This is a genomic window from Pseudoxanthomonas sp. PXM01 (assembly GCF_014851815.1).
Lineage (GTDB): Bacteria > Pseudomonadota > Gammaproteobacteria > Xanthomonadales > Xanthomonadaceae > Pseudoxanthomonas_A.
Genome location: NZ_JACVAJ010000001.1, coordinates 88,703 through 104,117 on the forward strand (window position 1 = coordinate 88,703; position 15,415 = coordinate 104,117).

Sequence of the window (15,415 nt, forward strand, 5' to 3'; positions counted from 1 at the left end):
GTGCCACATTCCGGTACCCCGCTGGGCCGCGTCCACATCCTGCTCGTCGAGGATTCCGAGCTCGACGCCGAACTGTTGATCGAGCAACTGCTGGAGGCCGGGCTCGACGCCGAGTTCGTGCGCGTGGATGGCGCGGACGACATGCGGGCGGCGCTGGCGGGCAAGACGTTCGACCTGGTGCTGTCGGACATGGACCTGCCGGGGTTCTCCGGCTACCAGGCGCTCGAGATCCTGCGGGGGCACGATGCGCGCCTGCCGTTCGTGTTCTTCTCCGGCACCATCGGCGAGGAGACCGCGGTGAAGGCCTTGCAGGAGGGCGCCAGCGACTACGTGCTGAAACACTCGCCCGCGCGGCTTCCGTCGGCGGTGGCGCGGGCGATCCGCGAAGCGCGTACCGAGCGCGAGCGCGAACACGCCGAGCGCGAACTGATGCGCTCGCAGCGGCTGGACTGCCTGGCGATGCTGGCGGCGGGCCTGAGCCACGACCTGCGCAACATCCTGCAGCCGTTGCTGATCGTGCCCGACCTGCTGTCGACCTACAGCGAGGATCCGAAGATCCTGCGCCTGGGCGCGGTGATCTCGGAGAGCGGCAAGCGCGGCCACGAGATGGCCGACTCGATGCTCTCGTTCGTGCGCGGTTCGCGCAAGGCCAGCGAGACGATCAACGTGGCGGCGCTCTTCAGCGCGGTGCAGCTGCTGCTGCAGGGCAGCCTGTCGCGGCAGGTCCGACTGACGGTGGAACAGCCGCCGGAAGACCTGCTGATCGAGGGCAATTACACCGAGTTCCAGCAGTGCCTGATCAACCTCTGCCTCAACGGCATCCAGGCGATGGCCGAGCGCGGTGGCCAGCTGACGCTGTCGGCCGCACCGACCGTCACACCGGACGGCAAGGAGTTCGTCGTGCTGCGCGTCACCGACGAGGGCAGCGGCATGGACGAGGCGACGCGGCAGCAGCTGTTCACCCCGTTCTTCACCACCAAGGCCAGCGGTACCGGACTGGGCCTGATGTCGTGCAAGCGCATCATCGATTCGGTGCAGGGACGCATCGAGGTACGCAGCGTCGCGGGGCAGGGCACCACCTTCGAACTGCACCTGCCGGCGCCGCGTACCGACGAGTGGGCGGGCGCGGAGGACGCGTCGTACCTGGATGGCGAAGGTCGCAAGATCCTGCTGGTCGATGGCGATGCGACGCGCCTGTCGCTGCTCGGCAACGCACTGGCCGCGCAGGGCTACGATCCGGTGATGGCGCCGGACGGTGCGATCGCGCTGCAGCAGATCGCCCGCAACGGCCTGCCGGCGCTGGCGATCATCGACGACGACATCCTGATGCTGTCGGCGGCGGACGTGCTGGCGGTGTTGCAGGAGGCGGGATTCGACGGGCCGGTGATCCGTCTGCGCGAGCCGGGCACGCCAGCCGACCGCCATGACAGCGCGGCGACCGTGGTCAAGCCGGTGCAGGTGACGTCGCTGTTCGGTGCGATCGAGCACGCGCTCGGATTGCGCGCCTGACCCCGAACGCGGGTATCAGGCGTCGCTGGATGCCGCCTCAGGCGCGGCCCATCACGGGCTGCGGCTTCAGCCGCTGCCACACGGCACGCATGATCGGCTGCGCGCGGTACCAGCCGATCGGCGTGTCCGGGCAGTGGCGCTGCAAGCGGTCGCGCAGCGAGGGGGCGATCTCGTCGAACTCCTGCCGGTGGTGCAGCAGGTAGGCGTCGTAGCCGATCTTCAGGCATTGCTCCAGGTCGCCCACCGTGGCGCCGACGACCTGGAACGTGTCCTCGTTGAGGCGGGTTTTCCAGTACGCCAGTTCGGCATCGATATCGACGATCTGCGCGGTGGCGTGCGCGTTGCGGTTGTGCAGGCTGCCCATGGTGACTCCCCCGTGTCGGTGTGTGGTGACGGGGTGAGTTTTTGATCGGCGCGGTGATGCTTAAGTGAAATAAAGGGCGTTTTAACCTGCATTTAACCGTGCGCCAGCCTTTTTGTTCACCTTTGCCTTCAGCGCGTGAAGCCATTGCCTGCGCGGCGTTGCATCGCCTCGGCGATCACGGTGCGTTCGTCCATCCCCGTGGCGACCAGAGGGGCGAACAGCGGAGGGTCCTGCTCCAGCGGTGCGTTGAGCCGCTCCCACACGCGTGCGATCACCACCGATGCCAGCGACCAGTCCAGGCGCGTGCCGCGCGCCAGCGCGGCTTCATAGCGCGTGGGCAGGGCGGGCAGTAGTTCCTGCAACGGACGGCGGCGGGAGAGCAGGTAGATGTCGTAGGCGAACTTCAGCGTGGGCACGTAATGGCGGAAGGCCAGGCCAGGGCGATGGAAGGCCTGGCGTGCGTAGGTCTTTTCCCAGAAATGCAGTTCGGTCTGGATGTCGACGACCGCACAGGGCATCGCCACGTCGTTCCAGGCATGGGCGGACGGATCGGGCTGACAGGACATGGATTCCCCTCCATGGCACGGCGCCTGGCGGAGAAGGAACCTGCGGAGGGACCACCATCGGCGGGCACACGACGCATGTGCCTGCGGGCGGCGGCCGTCGTCCGGCCGCGCGGTGCCTGTGGTGACGTGCCACGCCTCCCGAAGAAGGCGCGAGGTTCCCGCCTTGCCGGCGCTTGTCGTTATCGTTGCCCCTGCCTCCATGGACACGCAGGGGCGCGATGCGAGCGGCCAGCCGTTCGTCGTTCGCTACCGATGCGACTTCAATGCATGCGGGGTTGTGCCGCGCCGTGCTCGTCGAGCCAGCGCCAGGTCTCGCGCAGCAGGGTGCGGGCCACCGGCCAGTCCGGCCCGGAATCGCCGCTGAGGCGCTCCCAGTGGGTTTCCAGTTCGAGTTCGGTATCCAGGTCGAGCTGCCCGTCGTGGTCGGCGTGGGAAGCGGCCGCGAACGCATAGGCGCGGCAGGCGTCCTCCCACGCGACATCCGGGTGCAGGCGGCGCCGGCGACCGTAATCATGGACGGTGAAGGCGGCGAAGGCGTCGTGGGTCACGGCCGGTGCGCGGGGCGGCATCTGCCGGAGCGTGTCGAGCTGGTCGCGATAGATCTGTCGGTCCATGGGGGTCTCCGTGGGGGTACTGCCGTGGTATCGCGCGTGACGTTATCGACGGGTGAGAAATCCCTTTGCTGTCCTGTCACAAAGCTGAGATACCGGGCGGGCGATCAGCGGGCAGTCAGTCTCAGTCACTGAGACGCGCCGCGCGTCAGATGGCGGCCTGTCGCCGAGAGAAAGCCCATGCCCGCCCAGACCGCCCTGATCCGTCGCCATGCCGACGAGGCCTCCCTGCTGCCCACGGCCACCGCCGATGGCAGTGCGCTGGCCGAGCGCCTTGCCGGCAAGTACCACGATCGGGTGACCGGGCAATTCGTCATTCCCGCACGCGAGGGACGCTACGAGATGCTGCCCGACGACCTGCCGGCCGCGTTGGTGGCTGCGTTGCGCCAGCGCGGCATCGAACGCCTGTATTCGCACCAGGCCGAGGCGTGGCGGCAGGCGCAGGCCGGCGATCATCTCGCCGTCGTCACCCCGACGGCCTCGGGCAAGTCGCTGTGCTACACGCTGCCGGTGGTCGCGTCGGCGCTGTCCAAGCGCGGCAAGGCGCTCTACCTGTTCCCGACCAAGGCGCTGGCGCAGGACCAGGTGGCGGAACTGCTCGACCTGAGCAAGGCCGGCGACCTCGGCCTGAAGGCGTTCACCTTCGACGGCGACACGCCGGGCGATGCGCGCCAGGCGATCCGCCTGCATGGCGACATCGTGGTCAGCAATCCGGACATGCTGCACCAGGCCATCCTGCCGCACCACACCAAGTGGGCACAGTTCTTCGAGAACCTGCGCTACGTGGTGATCGACGAAGTGCATACGTATCGCGGCGTGTTCGGCAGCCATGTCGCCAACGTGCTGCGAAGGCTCAAGCGGGTCTGCGCGTTCTACGGTGCCACGCCGCAGTTCATCGTCTGCTCGGCCACCATCGGCAACCCGCAGGCACATGCCGAGGCGTTGCTGGAGCTGCCGGTGCACGCGATCACCGAGTCGGGGGCGCCCAGCGGCGAGAAGCACGTGCTGCTGTGGAATCCGCCGGTGGTCAATCCCGACCTGGGCCTGCGCGCGTCGGCGCGCTCGCAGAGCAACCGCATTGCGCGGCTGGCGATCAAGGCGGGGTTGAAGACGCTGGTATTCGCGCAGTCGCGCACGATGGTCGAGGTGCTGACCAAGTACCTGAAGGACGTGTTCGACAGCGATCCGCGGTTGCCGGCGCGCATCCGCGCGTATCGCGGCGGCTATCTGCCGACCGAACGGCGCGAGGCCGAACGCGCGATGCGCGACGGCCGCGTGGACGGGATCATTTCCACGTCGGCGCTGGAACTGGGCGTGGACATCGGCAGCCTGGATGCGGTGGTGCTGAACGGCTATCCGGGCTCCATCGCGGCGACGTGGCAGCGCTTCGGCCGGGCAGGGCGACGCCAGCAGGCCTCGCTGGGCATCCTGGTGGCGAGTTCGCAGCCACTGGACCAGTACGTGGTGCGGCATCCGGAGTTCTTCGCCGACAGCCCGCCGGAACACGCGCGCATTGCGCCCGACCAGCCGATGATCCTGCTCGACCATGTGCGTTGCGCCGCCTTCGAGCTGCCGTTCCTGGCCGGCGAACCGTTCGGGCCGATCGATCCGTCGCCGTTCCTGCAACTGCTGGACGAGGACAGCGTGGTCCATCGCGAAGGCGACCGCTACGAGTGGATCGCCGACAGCTATCCGGCCAATGCGGTCAGCCTGCGCTCGGTGGCCGATGGCAACTTCGTCGTCGTGGACCGTACCGATGGCCGCCAGGTGATCATCGCCGAGGTCGATTTCAGCGCGGCGCCACTGACGCTGTACGAAGGCGCCATCCACATGATCCAGTCCACTCCCTACCAGGTGGAACGGCTGGACTGGGAAGGCCGCAAGGCCTACGTCACCCGCACGCACGTGGATTATTACACCGATGCGATCGACTACACCAAGCTGAAGGTGCTGGAGCGTTTCGACGGTTGCATCGCCGGGCAGGGCACCTGCCACCATGGCGAAGTGCATGTGGTGCGGCGCGTGGCCGGCTACAAGAAGATCCGCTACTACACGCACGAGAACATCGGCTACGGCCCGGTGAACCTGCCCGACCAGGAGATGCACACCACCAGCCTGTGGTGGCAGCTGCCGCCCGCGCTGCTGGAATCCGCGTTCGAATCGCGGCAGGAGGCACTGGACGGTTTCCTGGGTGCCGCGTACGCGCTGCATGTCGCGGCTACCGTCGCGGTGATGGCGGAAGGGCGCGACCTGCAGAAGGCCGTCGGCGACGGTGATGGTGCGTGGTTCGCGCTGCCCGACACGCAAGGGCGGGGCCAGTTGCGCGGCACGGAGAGCCAGGTGCTGTCGCCCGTGTCGGGTGAGCGCTTCATCCCGACGGCCTATCTGTACGACAACTACCCAGGTGGCATCGGCCTGAGCGAACCGTTGTGGCGGCGCCAGCGCGAACTGGTGCAACGGGCGGTGCAGCTGGTGTCCTCGTGCGACTGCCGGGGCGGCTGTCCAGCCTGCGTGGGTCCGGTGTTGGCGAACGACGAGGACGCCGAGACCACGCCACGCGCGTTGGCGGCACGCGTGTTGCGACTGCTGGATGCGGCATGAGCGTCAGCCTGGAGAAACTGCAGCGGTTGCGGAAGCAGGCCGGGCACGGCAGCACCGTGACGTCGCCGGTGCCTTTGCCGCCCGTGCACGATCCGTTGCCTGCGTTGCGCCGCATGCTGTGCATTCGGGAACGCGCTGCGTTGCCGGCGGTTGCCCGCGTGCGCGATCGTGCGCTGCCGGGCGACGAGATCGCGCCGGGCCTGCTGTTGCTGGAACAGGTGTTGCCGTTTGACGCGGTGCCATCGCAGGTCGACGGCACGTTCGCGCGGACGGGTGATTTGCCGACGGGAAGCATGCTGTTCTTCGATACCGAAACCACCGGCCTGTCCGGCGGCACCGGCACGCGCGCCTTCATGGTGGGCGCGTCGGACTTCGTGCCCGGTGGATTGCGCGTGCGCCAGTTGCTGATCACGCACCTGTCGGCCGAGCCGGCGATGCTGCGCGAATTCTCGCGTTGGCTGGCGGAGGACACGCGGCTGGTCAGCTACAACGGGCGCTGCTACGACGCGCCGCTGCTGGCCGCGCGCTACCGGTTGGCACGGCAGGGCACGCCGCTGGCCGGCATCGAGCACCTCGACCTGCTGTTCCCGACGCGCCGGCGCTACCGCGGCGTGTGGGAGAACTGCCGGCTGGCGACCATCGAACACCGCGCGCTCGGCATCGTGCGCGAGGACGACCTGCCGGGGTCGGAGGCACCTGGAGCGTGGCTGCAGTACCTGCGCGGCGGCGATGCGGGCCTGCTGCGGCGCGTGCTGCAGCACAACTTCCAGGACGTGGTGACGCTGGCGCACCTGCTGCTGCATCTGTCTGCGCCGAACGAGGCGCGACCGGATGGAAGCGTATTTACTTGCATCCCGCCTTGACCTTGCGCGGGGGCGGGCGGATGCTGGCTGCGTCGGAACCCCACCAAGACGCACTGCCTGTCCGCCCTGCCACAGGAGCCGTCCCATGCCTCGTCCCGTCGTCCTCTGCCTGCTGCTCGCAGGCACGTCGTTCACCGCCGTCGCGCAGGACACGTTGCCGCCCGTCGATCGCTTCTACGTCGGGGCAGGGCGCTACTGGGCCGACCATGATCTCGACACCCGCTGGGATGCCAGCGATGGCTCAATGGGCACGCACGTCAACTTCCAGCGCGACCTCGGCTTCGTCGACCGCCAGGATGCGCTGGTCTGGAACATCGGCGGCAGTGTCGGCGAGGAGCGGCGACACAAGGTCGATGCCTTCGGCTACGACTACGACGATGACACGGCGCGGCTGCTGGACCGCACACTGCTGATCGGCGACAACGCCTATCCGGTCGATGCGGACCTGGCCGGCACCCTGGACCTGAAGATCACGGGCGTGTCCTACACGTGGTTCTTCCACCACGATGGCCAGCGTGCGTTTGGCATGGGCCTGGGCGCGATGCGCTACGACGTCGACATCGATCTCGATGCGACGGCGGTGGTGGCGGGCGCGCCGGTCGCCTATGCCAACACGCTGTCCGAGGACGAGTGGGCGCCGATGCTGCGCGCCGAGTATGCGCATGCGCTGTCGGCCCACTGGCGGTGGGGCGCGTCGCTGGCCTACACGAAGAAGGCCGGTGGCAACGTCACCGGCGATGCGCGCGACGTCCAGGTGCGGCTGGAGTACTTCCCGTGGCAGCACGTCGGATTCTCGCTGCGCTACAACTACAACGATGTCGACCTGGATTTCGAACGCGCGCGCTTCGACGGGAACCTGAACCTCAACAATCGCGGGCCGCAGTTGCTGGCGATGTTGCGCTTCTGAAACACCGTCTGTCGGGGCTGCACCGACAGCGGAGTGTGAAGGGTTGCGCATTCCCGGCATCGCGCCTCAAGAATGCATCGGTACGGCCGACACCCTTGCTAGATTCCATTGGTCCGTGCGTCCCCGAGCGGGAGGCGCGCATTGAACTTGCAAGAAAAACAAAGGGGACGTGCCTTGCGCATTCTTTACGTTGGCGACACCGCCTGCCTGCCTGACGATCTGGCCGATTACATCGGCGACATGGGCGACGAGTGGACCGTCGAATCGGTGGCCGATGGCAAGTCGGCCATGTTCGCGGTGGCCAACGGCCCGGTCGACGTGGTGATGGTGGGGCCGGCGCTGTCCGACCTGCCGCCGGCCACGCTGCTGGGCCAGATCCGTACGCTGCGTCCGGAAACCATCCGCATCGCGCTGCTGGAAGGTAGCGCCGACAGCCTGGCCGCCCCGATCAAGCTGATCGGCGTGGCGCACCGCTTCCTGCCGTTGCCGCTGACGTCGGAGACGGTGCTGGAGTCGATCCACAGCCTGGAAGAACTGCGCGACCTGCTGGACAGCCCGCGCCTGCGCCGTGCGATCGGCCGCGTCGAACACCTGCCGTCGCCGCCGCACCTCTACTTCGCGCTGACGCGTGCGCTGGAAGAGGACGAGGGCACGGCCAACGATATCGCCAAGCTGGTGTCCGGCGATCCGGCCATCGCCGCCAAGGTGCTGCAGCTGTGCAACTCGGCCTACTTCTCCAATGGCCGTTCGGTCACCGACCTGCGGGCCGCGGTGACACGGCTGGGCCTGGGGACGCTGCGCGACCTGGTGCTGGCCAGCGAGGTGTTCTCGATGAAGACCACCTCCGGTGTCGATCGTGCCGCCCTGCAGCACCGCGCGCTGCTGGCTTCGCGCCTGGCGGCGAAGATCCTGCCACGCACCAGTTCCGAACTCGGCGCCACCGCGGCGCTGCTGGCCGATATCGGTCTGCTGCTGCCGGGCGTGCGCGATGAGCGCGACACGCCGGCCGCCGAGGACGACGACCGTCCGGGCCACACCGAGGCGGGCGCCTACCTGCTGGGCCTGTGGGGCCTGCCGATGCCGATCGTCGAAGCGGTGGCGTTCCACCGCCAGCCGCAGCGTTCCAGCCTGCGCAGCTTCTGGGTGCCGGGCGCCGTGCACGTGGCCGGCGCGCTGGCCAGCAACGAGCCGGTGGACGAGGGCTACCTGAAGTCGCTGGGCGTGCTGGACCAGCTGCCCAACTGGCGGCAGATGGCCGAAACCATGGTCGAGCGCGCCGAGGAACAGGCCGCCTGACGGCCTCAGTCGTGGGGCGCCGCTAGCCGATACACGGCGGCTCCGCCAGTCTCGCCCTGAGCGACGGAAGGGTGTACAAATGTACACCCATGAGCCCCGTCGACCTGCCTCCCCAACGTGCCGCCGTGCTGGCCTTCCTGCGCCGGGAGCTGGCGGCCGGGCGCGCGCCCAGCCTGGCGGACATCGCCGATGCGTTCGGCTTCGCCTCCCGCAACGCCGCGCAGAAGCATGTGCAGGCGCTGGTGGCCGACGGCCTGCTGGAGCAGGCGCCCGGCCAGAAACGTGGCCTGCGCCTGCCCGGTGGCATGGCGGACCTGCTGCCGTTGCCGGTACTGGGGCGCGTCGCCGCCGGCCAGCCGATCGGCGCCGACATCGGCCTGGACGAGCAGCTGTGGCTGGACCGCCGGCTGTTCTCGCCGCAGCCGGATTACCTGTTGAAGGTGCAGGGCGATTCGATGATCGACGACGGCATCGTCGATGGCGATCTGGTCGGCGTCCATCGCACCCCGGACGCGCGCGACGGACAGACCGTCGTCGCGCGCATCGACGGCGAACTGACCATCAAGCGCCTGCAGCGCGAACGCCGCCGCATCCGCCTGCTGCCGCGCAATCCCACGCACGCGCCCATCGACGTGCAGCCCGGACAGGACTTCGCCATCGAAGGCGTGTACTGCGGCCTGGTGCGACGCGGCTGAGATGGGCGCCGTCGTCGCCCTCGACACGTTGCTGGCGGCGCGCACGCTGTGGCATGCCGGGCGCAGCGCGGCCATCGCCGCCGACGGTGAGCCCACCGGACACGATGCGCTCGATGCCTTGCTGCCGCAGGGCGGCTGGCCACGACGTTCCCTGACCGAACTGCTGTTGCCCGCCGACGGTGTGGGCGAATTGGCGCTGCTGCTGCCCACGCTGTCGCGGATGACCCAGGCCGGCAGCACGGTGGCGGTGATCGCACCGCCGTATGTCCCGTATGCGCCGGCATGGCAGGCCGCCGGTGTTGACCTGTCGCTGCTGGAAATCGTCGACGCCGCGCCACGCGATGCGTTGTGGGCGTTCGAGCAATGCCTGCGCAGTGGCGCCTGCGCCGCTGTGCTGGGGTGGCCGGCGCATGCCGACGGGCCTGCGCTGCGCCGCCTGCAGGTGGCCGCCGACAGCGGCGAATGCCTGGGTTTCGCACTGCGCGACCGTCGCCATGCCGCCAATCCCTCGGCCGCCGCGTTACGACTGGAAGCCGTCAGCGATGCGCATGGCGGCAGTACCTGGCAGGTGCGCAAATGCCGCGGCGGGCCGGCGCCCGCGCAGTCGTTCGCGCTGGTCGCGCATTGAGGCGGGCGCATGCTCTGGGCCTGTGTACTGCTGCCGCAGCTGGCGCTGGACGCCGTCCTCCGGCGTCTGCCCGATCCTGACGCGCCGCTGGCGCTGGTCGGTGGTCCCCTGCAATTGCGCACCCTGCATGCGGTGAATGCATCCGCCGCACAGTCGGGCCTTCGTGCTGGCATGCGCCTGACCGCCGCGCACGCGCTGCTGCCGGAGTTCGCGATGGTCGAGCACGATCCGTCGGCGGAAGCGCGCTGGCAGCGTTTCCTCGCGTCATGGGCATACCGGCACAGCTCGCTGGTCAGTGCGCAGTGGCCGGGTTGCCTGGTGCTGGAAGTGCGCGCCAGTTTCCGCCTGCTGGGACCGTGGCCGCGCATCGAGGCGCGGCTGCGCGAGGAACTCGGCGCGCTCGGCTTCCAGCACCGCATCGCCCTGGCGCCCACGCCGCGTGCGGCGCACGTGTTCGCTGGCCTGCGCGACGGCTTGGCGATGATGCAGGCCGAGGGGATGGCGGACCTGTTGGATCGCGTGCCAGTGCGACGCGCACGACTGCCGGACGACAATGGCGAGCGCCTGCACCGCATGGGCATCCGCGACCTGCGGACGTTGCGCGGGCTGCCGCGCGACAGCCTGCGTCGCCGTTTCGGCCTGCCGGTGCTGGAACACCTGGATCGCCTGTACGGGCAGACCGACGATCCGCTGGCGTACTACGCGCCGCCGGATCACTTCGATGCGCGCATCGAACTCGGCTACGAAGTCGAGAGCCACATGGCGCTGCTGTTCCCGCTGCGCCGCCTGATCGGCGACCTGTGCACCTATCTGTCGATCCGCGACGGCGGTGTGCAGCGCTTCGTGCTACGGCTGGAGCACGAGGAAGGCCATACCGATGTCGAAGTCGGCCTGCTGGCCGCCGAACGCGAACCGGCGATGCTGTTCGAGTTGACCCGCAACCGGCTGGAACGCGTGCAGATCGACCGGCCGGTGGTCGGCGTGCGCCTGCTGGCGCGCGAACTGCCGCCGTTCGTGCCGGCGGCGCGCGACCTGTTCGATACGCGCCCGCAACAGCAGCTGCCATGGCCGCAGCTGCGCGAACGGTTGCGCGCGCGCCTGGGCGATGACGCGGTGTACCGGGTAGCGCCGGCCGGCGATCCGCGCCCCGAACGTGCGTGGCGCCGTGTGCAGGGCGACGGCACGCGTATTGCCATGGCGCCGGTGCGTCCGCCACGGCCGGCCTGGCTGCTACCGCAGCCGGTGCCGCTGCGCGATCCGCATCCGCGCATCGTCTCCGGCCCCGAGCGGCTTGAAAGCGGCTGGTGGGACGGTGAGGACGCACGCCGCGACTACTACGTGCTGGAAACCTCGCAGGGCCAGCGCGCCTGGGCGTTCGCGCCGCCGGGCGAGCAGGGCGGCTGGATGCTGCATGGGTGGTTCGCGTGAGCCGCGAGGAAGGACGCGGCGATCATCCCGGTGCGCACGTGCCACGCGCCTGGGAGACCGCGCAGCGGTTGCGCCTGCACGTCGCGGCCAACGACGATGCCACGGTCGACGACGGCCTGCCGGCGTATGCCGAACTGCACTGCCTGTCGGATTTCTCCTTCCTGCGCGGCGCATCCAGTGCGGAGGACCTGTTCGTCCGTGCGAAGCAATGCGGTTACCAGGCGCTGGCGATCACCGACGAATGCTCGCTGGCCGGCATCGTGCGCGGGCTGGAAGCCTCGCGTGCGACGGAGCTGAAGCTGATCGTCGGCAGCGAATTCACCCTCGTATGCGGGCTGAAGTGCGTACTGCTGGTGGAGACCCTGCATGGGTACACGCGCCTGTGCGAACTGATCACCACCGCGCGCCGCGCCGCCCCCAAGGGCACGTACCGGCTCACGCGCCAGGAGGTGGAACGGGTGCTGGGGTCCGATGATCCCGAGGCCGGTGGCCTGTTCGCGCTGTGGCTGCCGGCGCGCATGCCGGACGAGGCGCAGGGGCGCTGGCTGCAGCAGGTGTTCGGCGCGCGCGCGCATCTGGCAGTGGAACTGCATCGTGAGCAGGACGATACGGCGCGGCTGCAACAACTGCTGGATCTGGCGCAGCGATTGTCGATGACACCGCTCGCCAGCGGCGACGTGCACATGGACGTGCGCCGGCAGCGGGCACTGCAGGACACGATGACGGCGATCCGCCACGGCCTGCCGTTGTCCGAGTGCGGCGAACACCTTTTCCGCAACGGTGAGCGCCACCTGCGCACGCGGCGGGCGCTGGGCAATATCCATCCGGCGGCATTGCTGGACAACGTGGTCGCCCTGGCGCAGCGCTGCACGTTCTCGATGGAGGAAGTGAAGTACAAGTATCCCGCCGAACTGGTGCCGGCCGGCCATACGCCGACCAGTTGGTTGCGCGAGCTGACCGAGCGGGGGATGCACGAACGCTGGCCTTTGGGCACGCCGCCCTCCGTGGTCGAGCAGATCGACGGCGAACTGGCCCTGATCGAAGAGCTGAAGTACGAGGCTTTCTTCCTCACGGTCGAGGATATCGTGCGCTTCGCCAAGTCGCGCGACATCCTGTGCCAGGGACGCGGCTCTTCGGCCAACTCGGCCGTGTGTTTCGCGTTGGGCATCACCGTGGTGAATCCGGCCGAGAGCCGGCTGCTGATGGCGCGCTTCCTGTCCCGGGATCGTGGTGAACCACCGGACATCGACGTCGACTTCGAACATGCGCGTCGCGAGGAGGTGCTGCAGTACGTCTACGGAAAGTACGGCCGCCGCCGTGCCGCACTGGCGGCGACCGTGATCCGCTACCGCGGCAAGAGCGCCGTGCGCGACGTGGCCAAGGCCTTCGGGCTGCCGCCGGACCAGATCGGCCTGCTGGCCGAGTGCTACGGCTGGGGCAACGGCGAGACGCCGATGGAACAGCGACTGCGCGAGGCCGGATTCGATCCGGAGAATCCGCTGATCCACCGCGTGCTGGCGGTGACGACCCAGTTGCGCGGCCACCCGCGCCATCTTTCGCAGCATGTCGGCGGCTTCGTCATCAACGACGGTCCGCTGTCCGAGGTGGTGCCGGTGGAAAACGCCGCGATGGACGAGCGCACCATCATCCAGTGGGACAAGGACGACCTGGAGACGATGAAGCTGCTGAAGGTCGACTGCCTGGCGCTGGGCATGCTGACCTGCATCAAGAAAGCCGTCGACCTGGTGACGAAGCATCGCGGTTACACGATCGATCTGGCGCATGAGCCGCCATCCGGAGACGCCCCGACCTACGCCATGATCCAGGCGGCCGACACCGTCGGCGTGTTCCAGATCGAGTCGCGTGCGCAGATGAGCATGCTGCCGCGGCTGAAGCCGAAGAACTTCTACGACCTGGTGATCGAAGTGGCGATCGTGCGTCCCGGCCCCATCCAGGGCGGCATGGTGCATCCGTATCTGCGGCGACGGCAGGGCAAGGAGCCGGTGACGTATCCCTCCGACGGTATCGAGGCCATCCTCGGCAACACGCTGGGCATTCCGCTGTTCCAGGAGCAGGTGATGGAGCTGGTGATCCATGCCGGCTACACACCGTCGGAAGCAGATGGCCTGCGCCGTTCGATGGCGGCGTGGGGCAGGGGCGGCGACATGGCGCCGCATCGCGACAAGATCCGCCGGTTGATGGAGAAGAAGAACTACTCGGGCGAGTTCATCGACCAGATCTTCGAGCAGATCAAGGGCTTCGGCTCGTACGGCTTTCCGCAGAGCCATGCGGCTTCGTTCGCCAAGCTGGTCTACATCAGCTGCTGGCTGAAGCGGCACGAGCCGGCCGCCTTCGTCTGCGCGCTACTCAACGCGCAGCCGATGGGGTTCTATTCGGCCAGCCAGATCGTGCAGGACGCGCGACGCGGGCAGGGCGGGCGCGTCGGCATCGGGATCCGTCCGGTGGACGTGGCCTGCAGCGACTGGGACAACACGCTGGAAGGTGGCGCACTGCGTACCGGCGTGGATGACGGTGGGCAGGCGGCGCTGCGCCTCGGCCTCCGTCAGGTCAGCGGGCTGTCGGAGGTAGTGGGCGAGGCGATCATGGCGGCCCGCGCGCAGCGGCCTTTCACCGACGTGCGCGACCTGTGCCTGCGTGCCAACCTCGACGAGAAGGCGCGCACGTCCCTGGCCGAAGCCGGTGCGCTGCAATCGCTCGCCGGCCATCGCCATGCCGCCCGCTGGGCCGTGGCGGGCGTCGAGCGCCAGCGTCCGTTGTTGCCGGGCAGTCCCGACGAAGACGACATCGTGCTGCCCGCGCCGAATCCGGTCGAAGACGTGCTGTCGGACTACCGCGTCACCGGCCTGACGCTGGGCATGCATCCGCTGGCGTTGCTGCGCGATCGCCTGCGTCGTGAGCGCGTGGTGGATTCGCGACAGTTGCAGGACCTGCCGCATGGCCGTAGCGTGCACGTGGCAGGCATCGTCACCCAGCGCCAGCGGCCGGGGACGGCCAGCGGCGTCATCTTCGTCACGCTGGAAGACGAGCATGGCGTGGTCAACGTGGTGGTATGGGCGCGCATCGCCGAGCGTCGGCGCAAGGCACTGCTCGGCGCGCGGCTGCTGGGCGTGCGTGGACGCTGGGAACACGTCGACGGCGTGCGCCATCTGATCGCGCAGGACCTGCATGACTTCAGTCACCTGCTGGGCGAGTTGCAGACCAGCTCCCGCGACTTCCACTGAGGCCATGATGCGCGCACTCGCTCCCCTGACCGACGACCTGTTCGCACCCGCGATGGTGCAGTTGGTGGACGATGCCGAAGGCGGGATCCGCTACTGGCCGGAGGTCATCGATCCGCTGACGGCACGTGCATGGTTCGATCGGCTGCGGGCAAGCGCGGCGTGGACGCATCTGCAGCGCCCGATGTACGACCGCATCGTCGACGTGCCGCGCCTGCTGGCGAACTATGCCGTGGACGCACTGCCGGACGACCTGCCGCTGGCGGGCCTGCTCGCCTGCGTGCAGACGAAAGCGCCGGCGCCTTACTCGCGCATCGGCATGAACCTCTATCGGGACGGCCACGACAGCGTCGCTATGCATGGTGACAAGCTGCATACCGTGGCGACCGGCCATCCGATCACGCTGGTCTCGCTCGGCGCGCCGCGGCGCATGCTGATCCGGGCGACATCCGGTGCGCGCGATACGGTGGCCGTGGACCTCGCGCCCGGCAGCGTCCTGTCGATGAGCCATGCCTCGCAGAGCACGCACGAGCACGGCATCCCGAAGACCCGGCGCGCGCAGGGTGCGCGGATCAGTGTGGTGTTCCGGGTGAGGCCGCCGTCGTCTGTGGGAACAGGCGGGGTGGCAGGCGTGGGAGCGACGCAAGTCGCGATGGGCCACCGGTAAAGCTTCATCGCGACTTGCGTCGCTCCCACACCGGTTTTCCG

Annotated in this window: 12 protein-coding genes and 1 pseudogene; 10 read left to right on the forward strand and 3 right to left on the reverse strand. The window is 68.7% G+C overall.

Features of this window, described 5'->3' with window-relative positions; all coding sequences use genetic code 11:
• Complete coding sequence (locus IB230_RS00390; RefSeq protein WP_192267687.1) at positions 1–1,509, forward strand: ATP-binding protein; 1,509 nt, start codon at positions 1–3, stop codon at positions 1,507–1,509.
• Positions 1,510–1,546: 37 nt separating this feature from the next.
• On the opposite strand, the gene IB230_RS00395 is transcribed toward IB230_RS00390, so the two are convergent.
• The 3 genes from IB230_RS00395 to IB230_RS00405 form a co-directional block, all read right to left on the reverse strand.
• Positions 1,547–1,873, reverse strand: a complete 327-nt coding sequence (locus IB230_RS00395) for a hypothetical protein (protein WP_192267688.1) — start codon at positions 1,871–1,873, stop codon at positions 1,547–1,549.
• A gap of 128 nt (positions 1,874–2,001) precedes the next feature.
• Positions 2,002–2,439: a hypothetical protein gene (locus tag IB230_RS00400; protein ID WP_192267690.1), complete on the reverse strand. Its 438-nt coding sequence runs from the start codon at positions 2,437–2,439 to the stop codon at positions 2,002–2,004.
• A gap of 260 nt (positions 2,440–2,699) precedes the next feature.
• Positions 2,700–3,053 (reverse strand): hypothetical protein, encoded by a 354-nt coding sequence (locus tag IB230_RS00405; RefSeq protein ID WP_192267692.1) that lies wholly within the window; start codon positions 3,051–3,053, stop codon positions 2,700–2,702.
• 177 nt (positions 3,054–3,230) lie between these two features.
• Here IB230_RS00405 and IB230_RS00410 point away from each other — a divergent pair, with 177 nt between their 5' ends.
• From IB230_RS00410 to IB230_RS00450, 9 genes and pseudogenes are all read left to right on the forward strand, one after another.
• On the forward strand, positions 3,231–5,651 hold the full coding sequence (locus IB230_RS00410; protein WP_192267694.1) for a DEAD/DEAH box helicase: 2,421 nt from the start codon (positions 3,231–3,233) through the stop codon (positions 5,649–5,651).
• 104 nt (positions 5,652–5,755) lie between these two features.
• Positions 5,756–6,514: pseudogene (locus tag IB230_RS00415) on the forward strand (ribonuclease H-like domain-containing protein); the annotation flags it as partial.
• Positions 6,515–6,599: 85 nt separating this feature from the next.
• Complete coding sequence (locus IB230_RS00420; protein WP_192267698.1) at positions 6,600–7,421, forward strand: hypothetical protein; 822 nt, start codon at positions 6,600–6,602, stop codon at positions 7,419–7,421.
• A 174-nt stretch (positions 7,422–7,595) separates the two neighbouring features.
• On the forward strand, positions 7,596–8,717 hold the full coding sequence (locus IB230_RS00425) for an HDOD domain-containing protein (RefSeq protein ID WP_225589104.1): 1,122 nt from the start codon (positions 7,596–7,598) through the stop codon (positions 8,715–8,717).
• Positions 8,718–8,806: 89 nt separating this feature from the next.
• Complete coding sequence (gene lexA / locus IB230_RS00430; RefSeq protein ID WP_192267700.1) at positions 8,807–9,412, forward strand: transcriptional repressor LexA; 606 nt, start codon at positions 8,807–8,809, stop codon at positions 9,410–9,412.
• A 1-nt stretch (position 9,413) separates the two neighbouring features.
• The gene (gene imuA, locus IB230_RS00435) at positions 9,414–10,040 is read left to right on the forward strand and encodes a translesion DNA synthesis-associated protein ImuA (protein WP_192267702.1); all 627 of its coding nucleotides are present in this window, start codon (positions 9,414–9,416) and stop codon (positions 10,038–10,040) included.
• 9 nt (positions 10,041–10,049) lie between these two features.
• Positions 10,050–11,468, forward strand: coding sequence for a DNA polymerase Y family protein (locus tag IB230_RS00440; RefSeq protein WP_192267704.1), 1,419 nt, complete (start codon positions 10,050–10,052; stop codon positions 11,466–11,468).
• Positions 11,465–14,710 carry an error-prone DNA polymerase gene (locus IB230_RS00445; protein WP_343227236.1) on the forward strand — a complete coding sequence of 1,082 codons (3,246 nt, stop codon included), beginning with the start codon at positions 11,465–11,467 and terminating at the stop codon, positions 14,708–14,710. Before IB230_RS00440 ends, IB230_RS00445 begins: the two co-directional genes overlap by 4 nt.
• 7 nt (positions 14,711–14,717) lie before the next feature.
• Positions 14,718–15,374, forward strand: coding sequence for an alpha-ketoglutarate-dependent dioxygenase AlkB (locus IB230_RS00450; RefSeq protein WP_192267706.1), 657 nt, complete (start codon positions 14,718–14,720; stop codon positions 15,372–15,374).
• Positions 15,375–15,415: the final 41 nt, after the last annotated feature.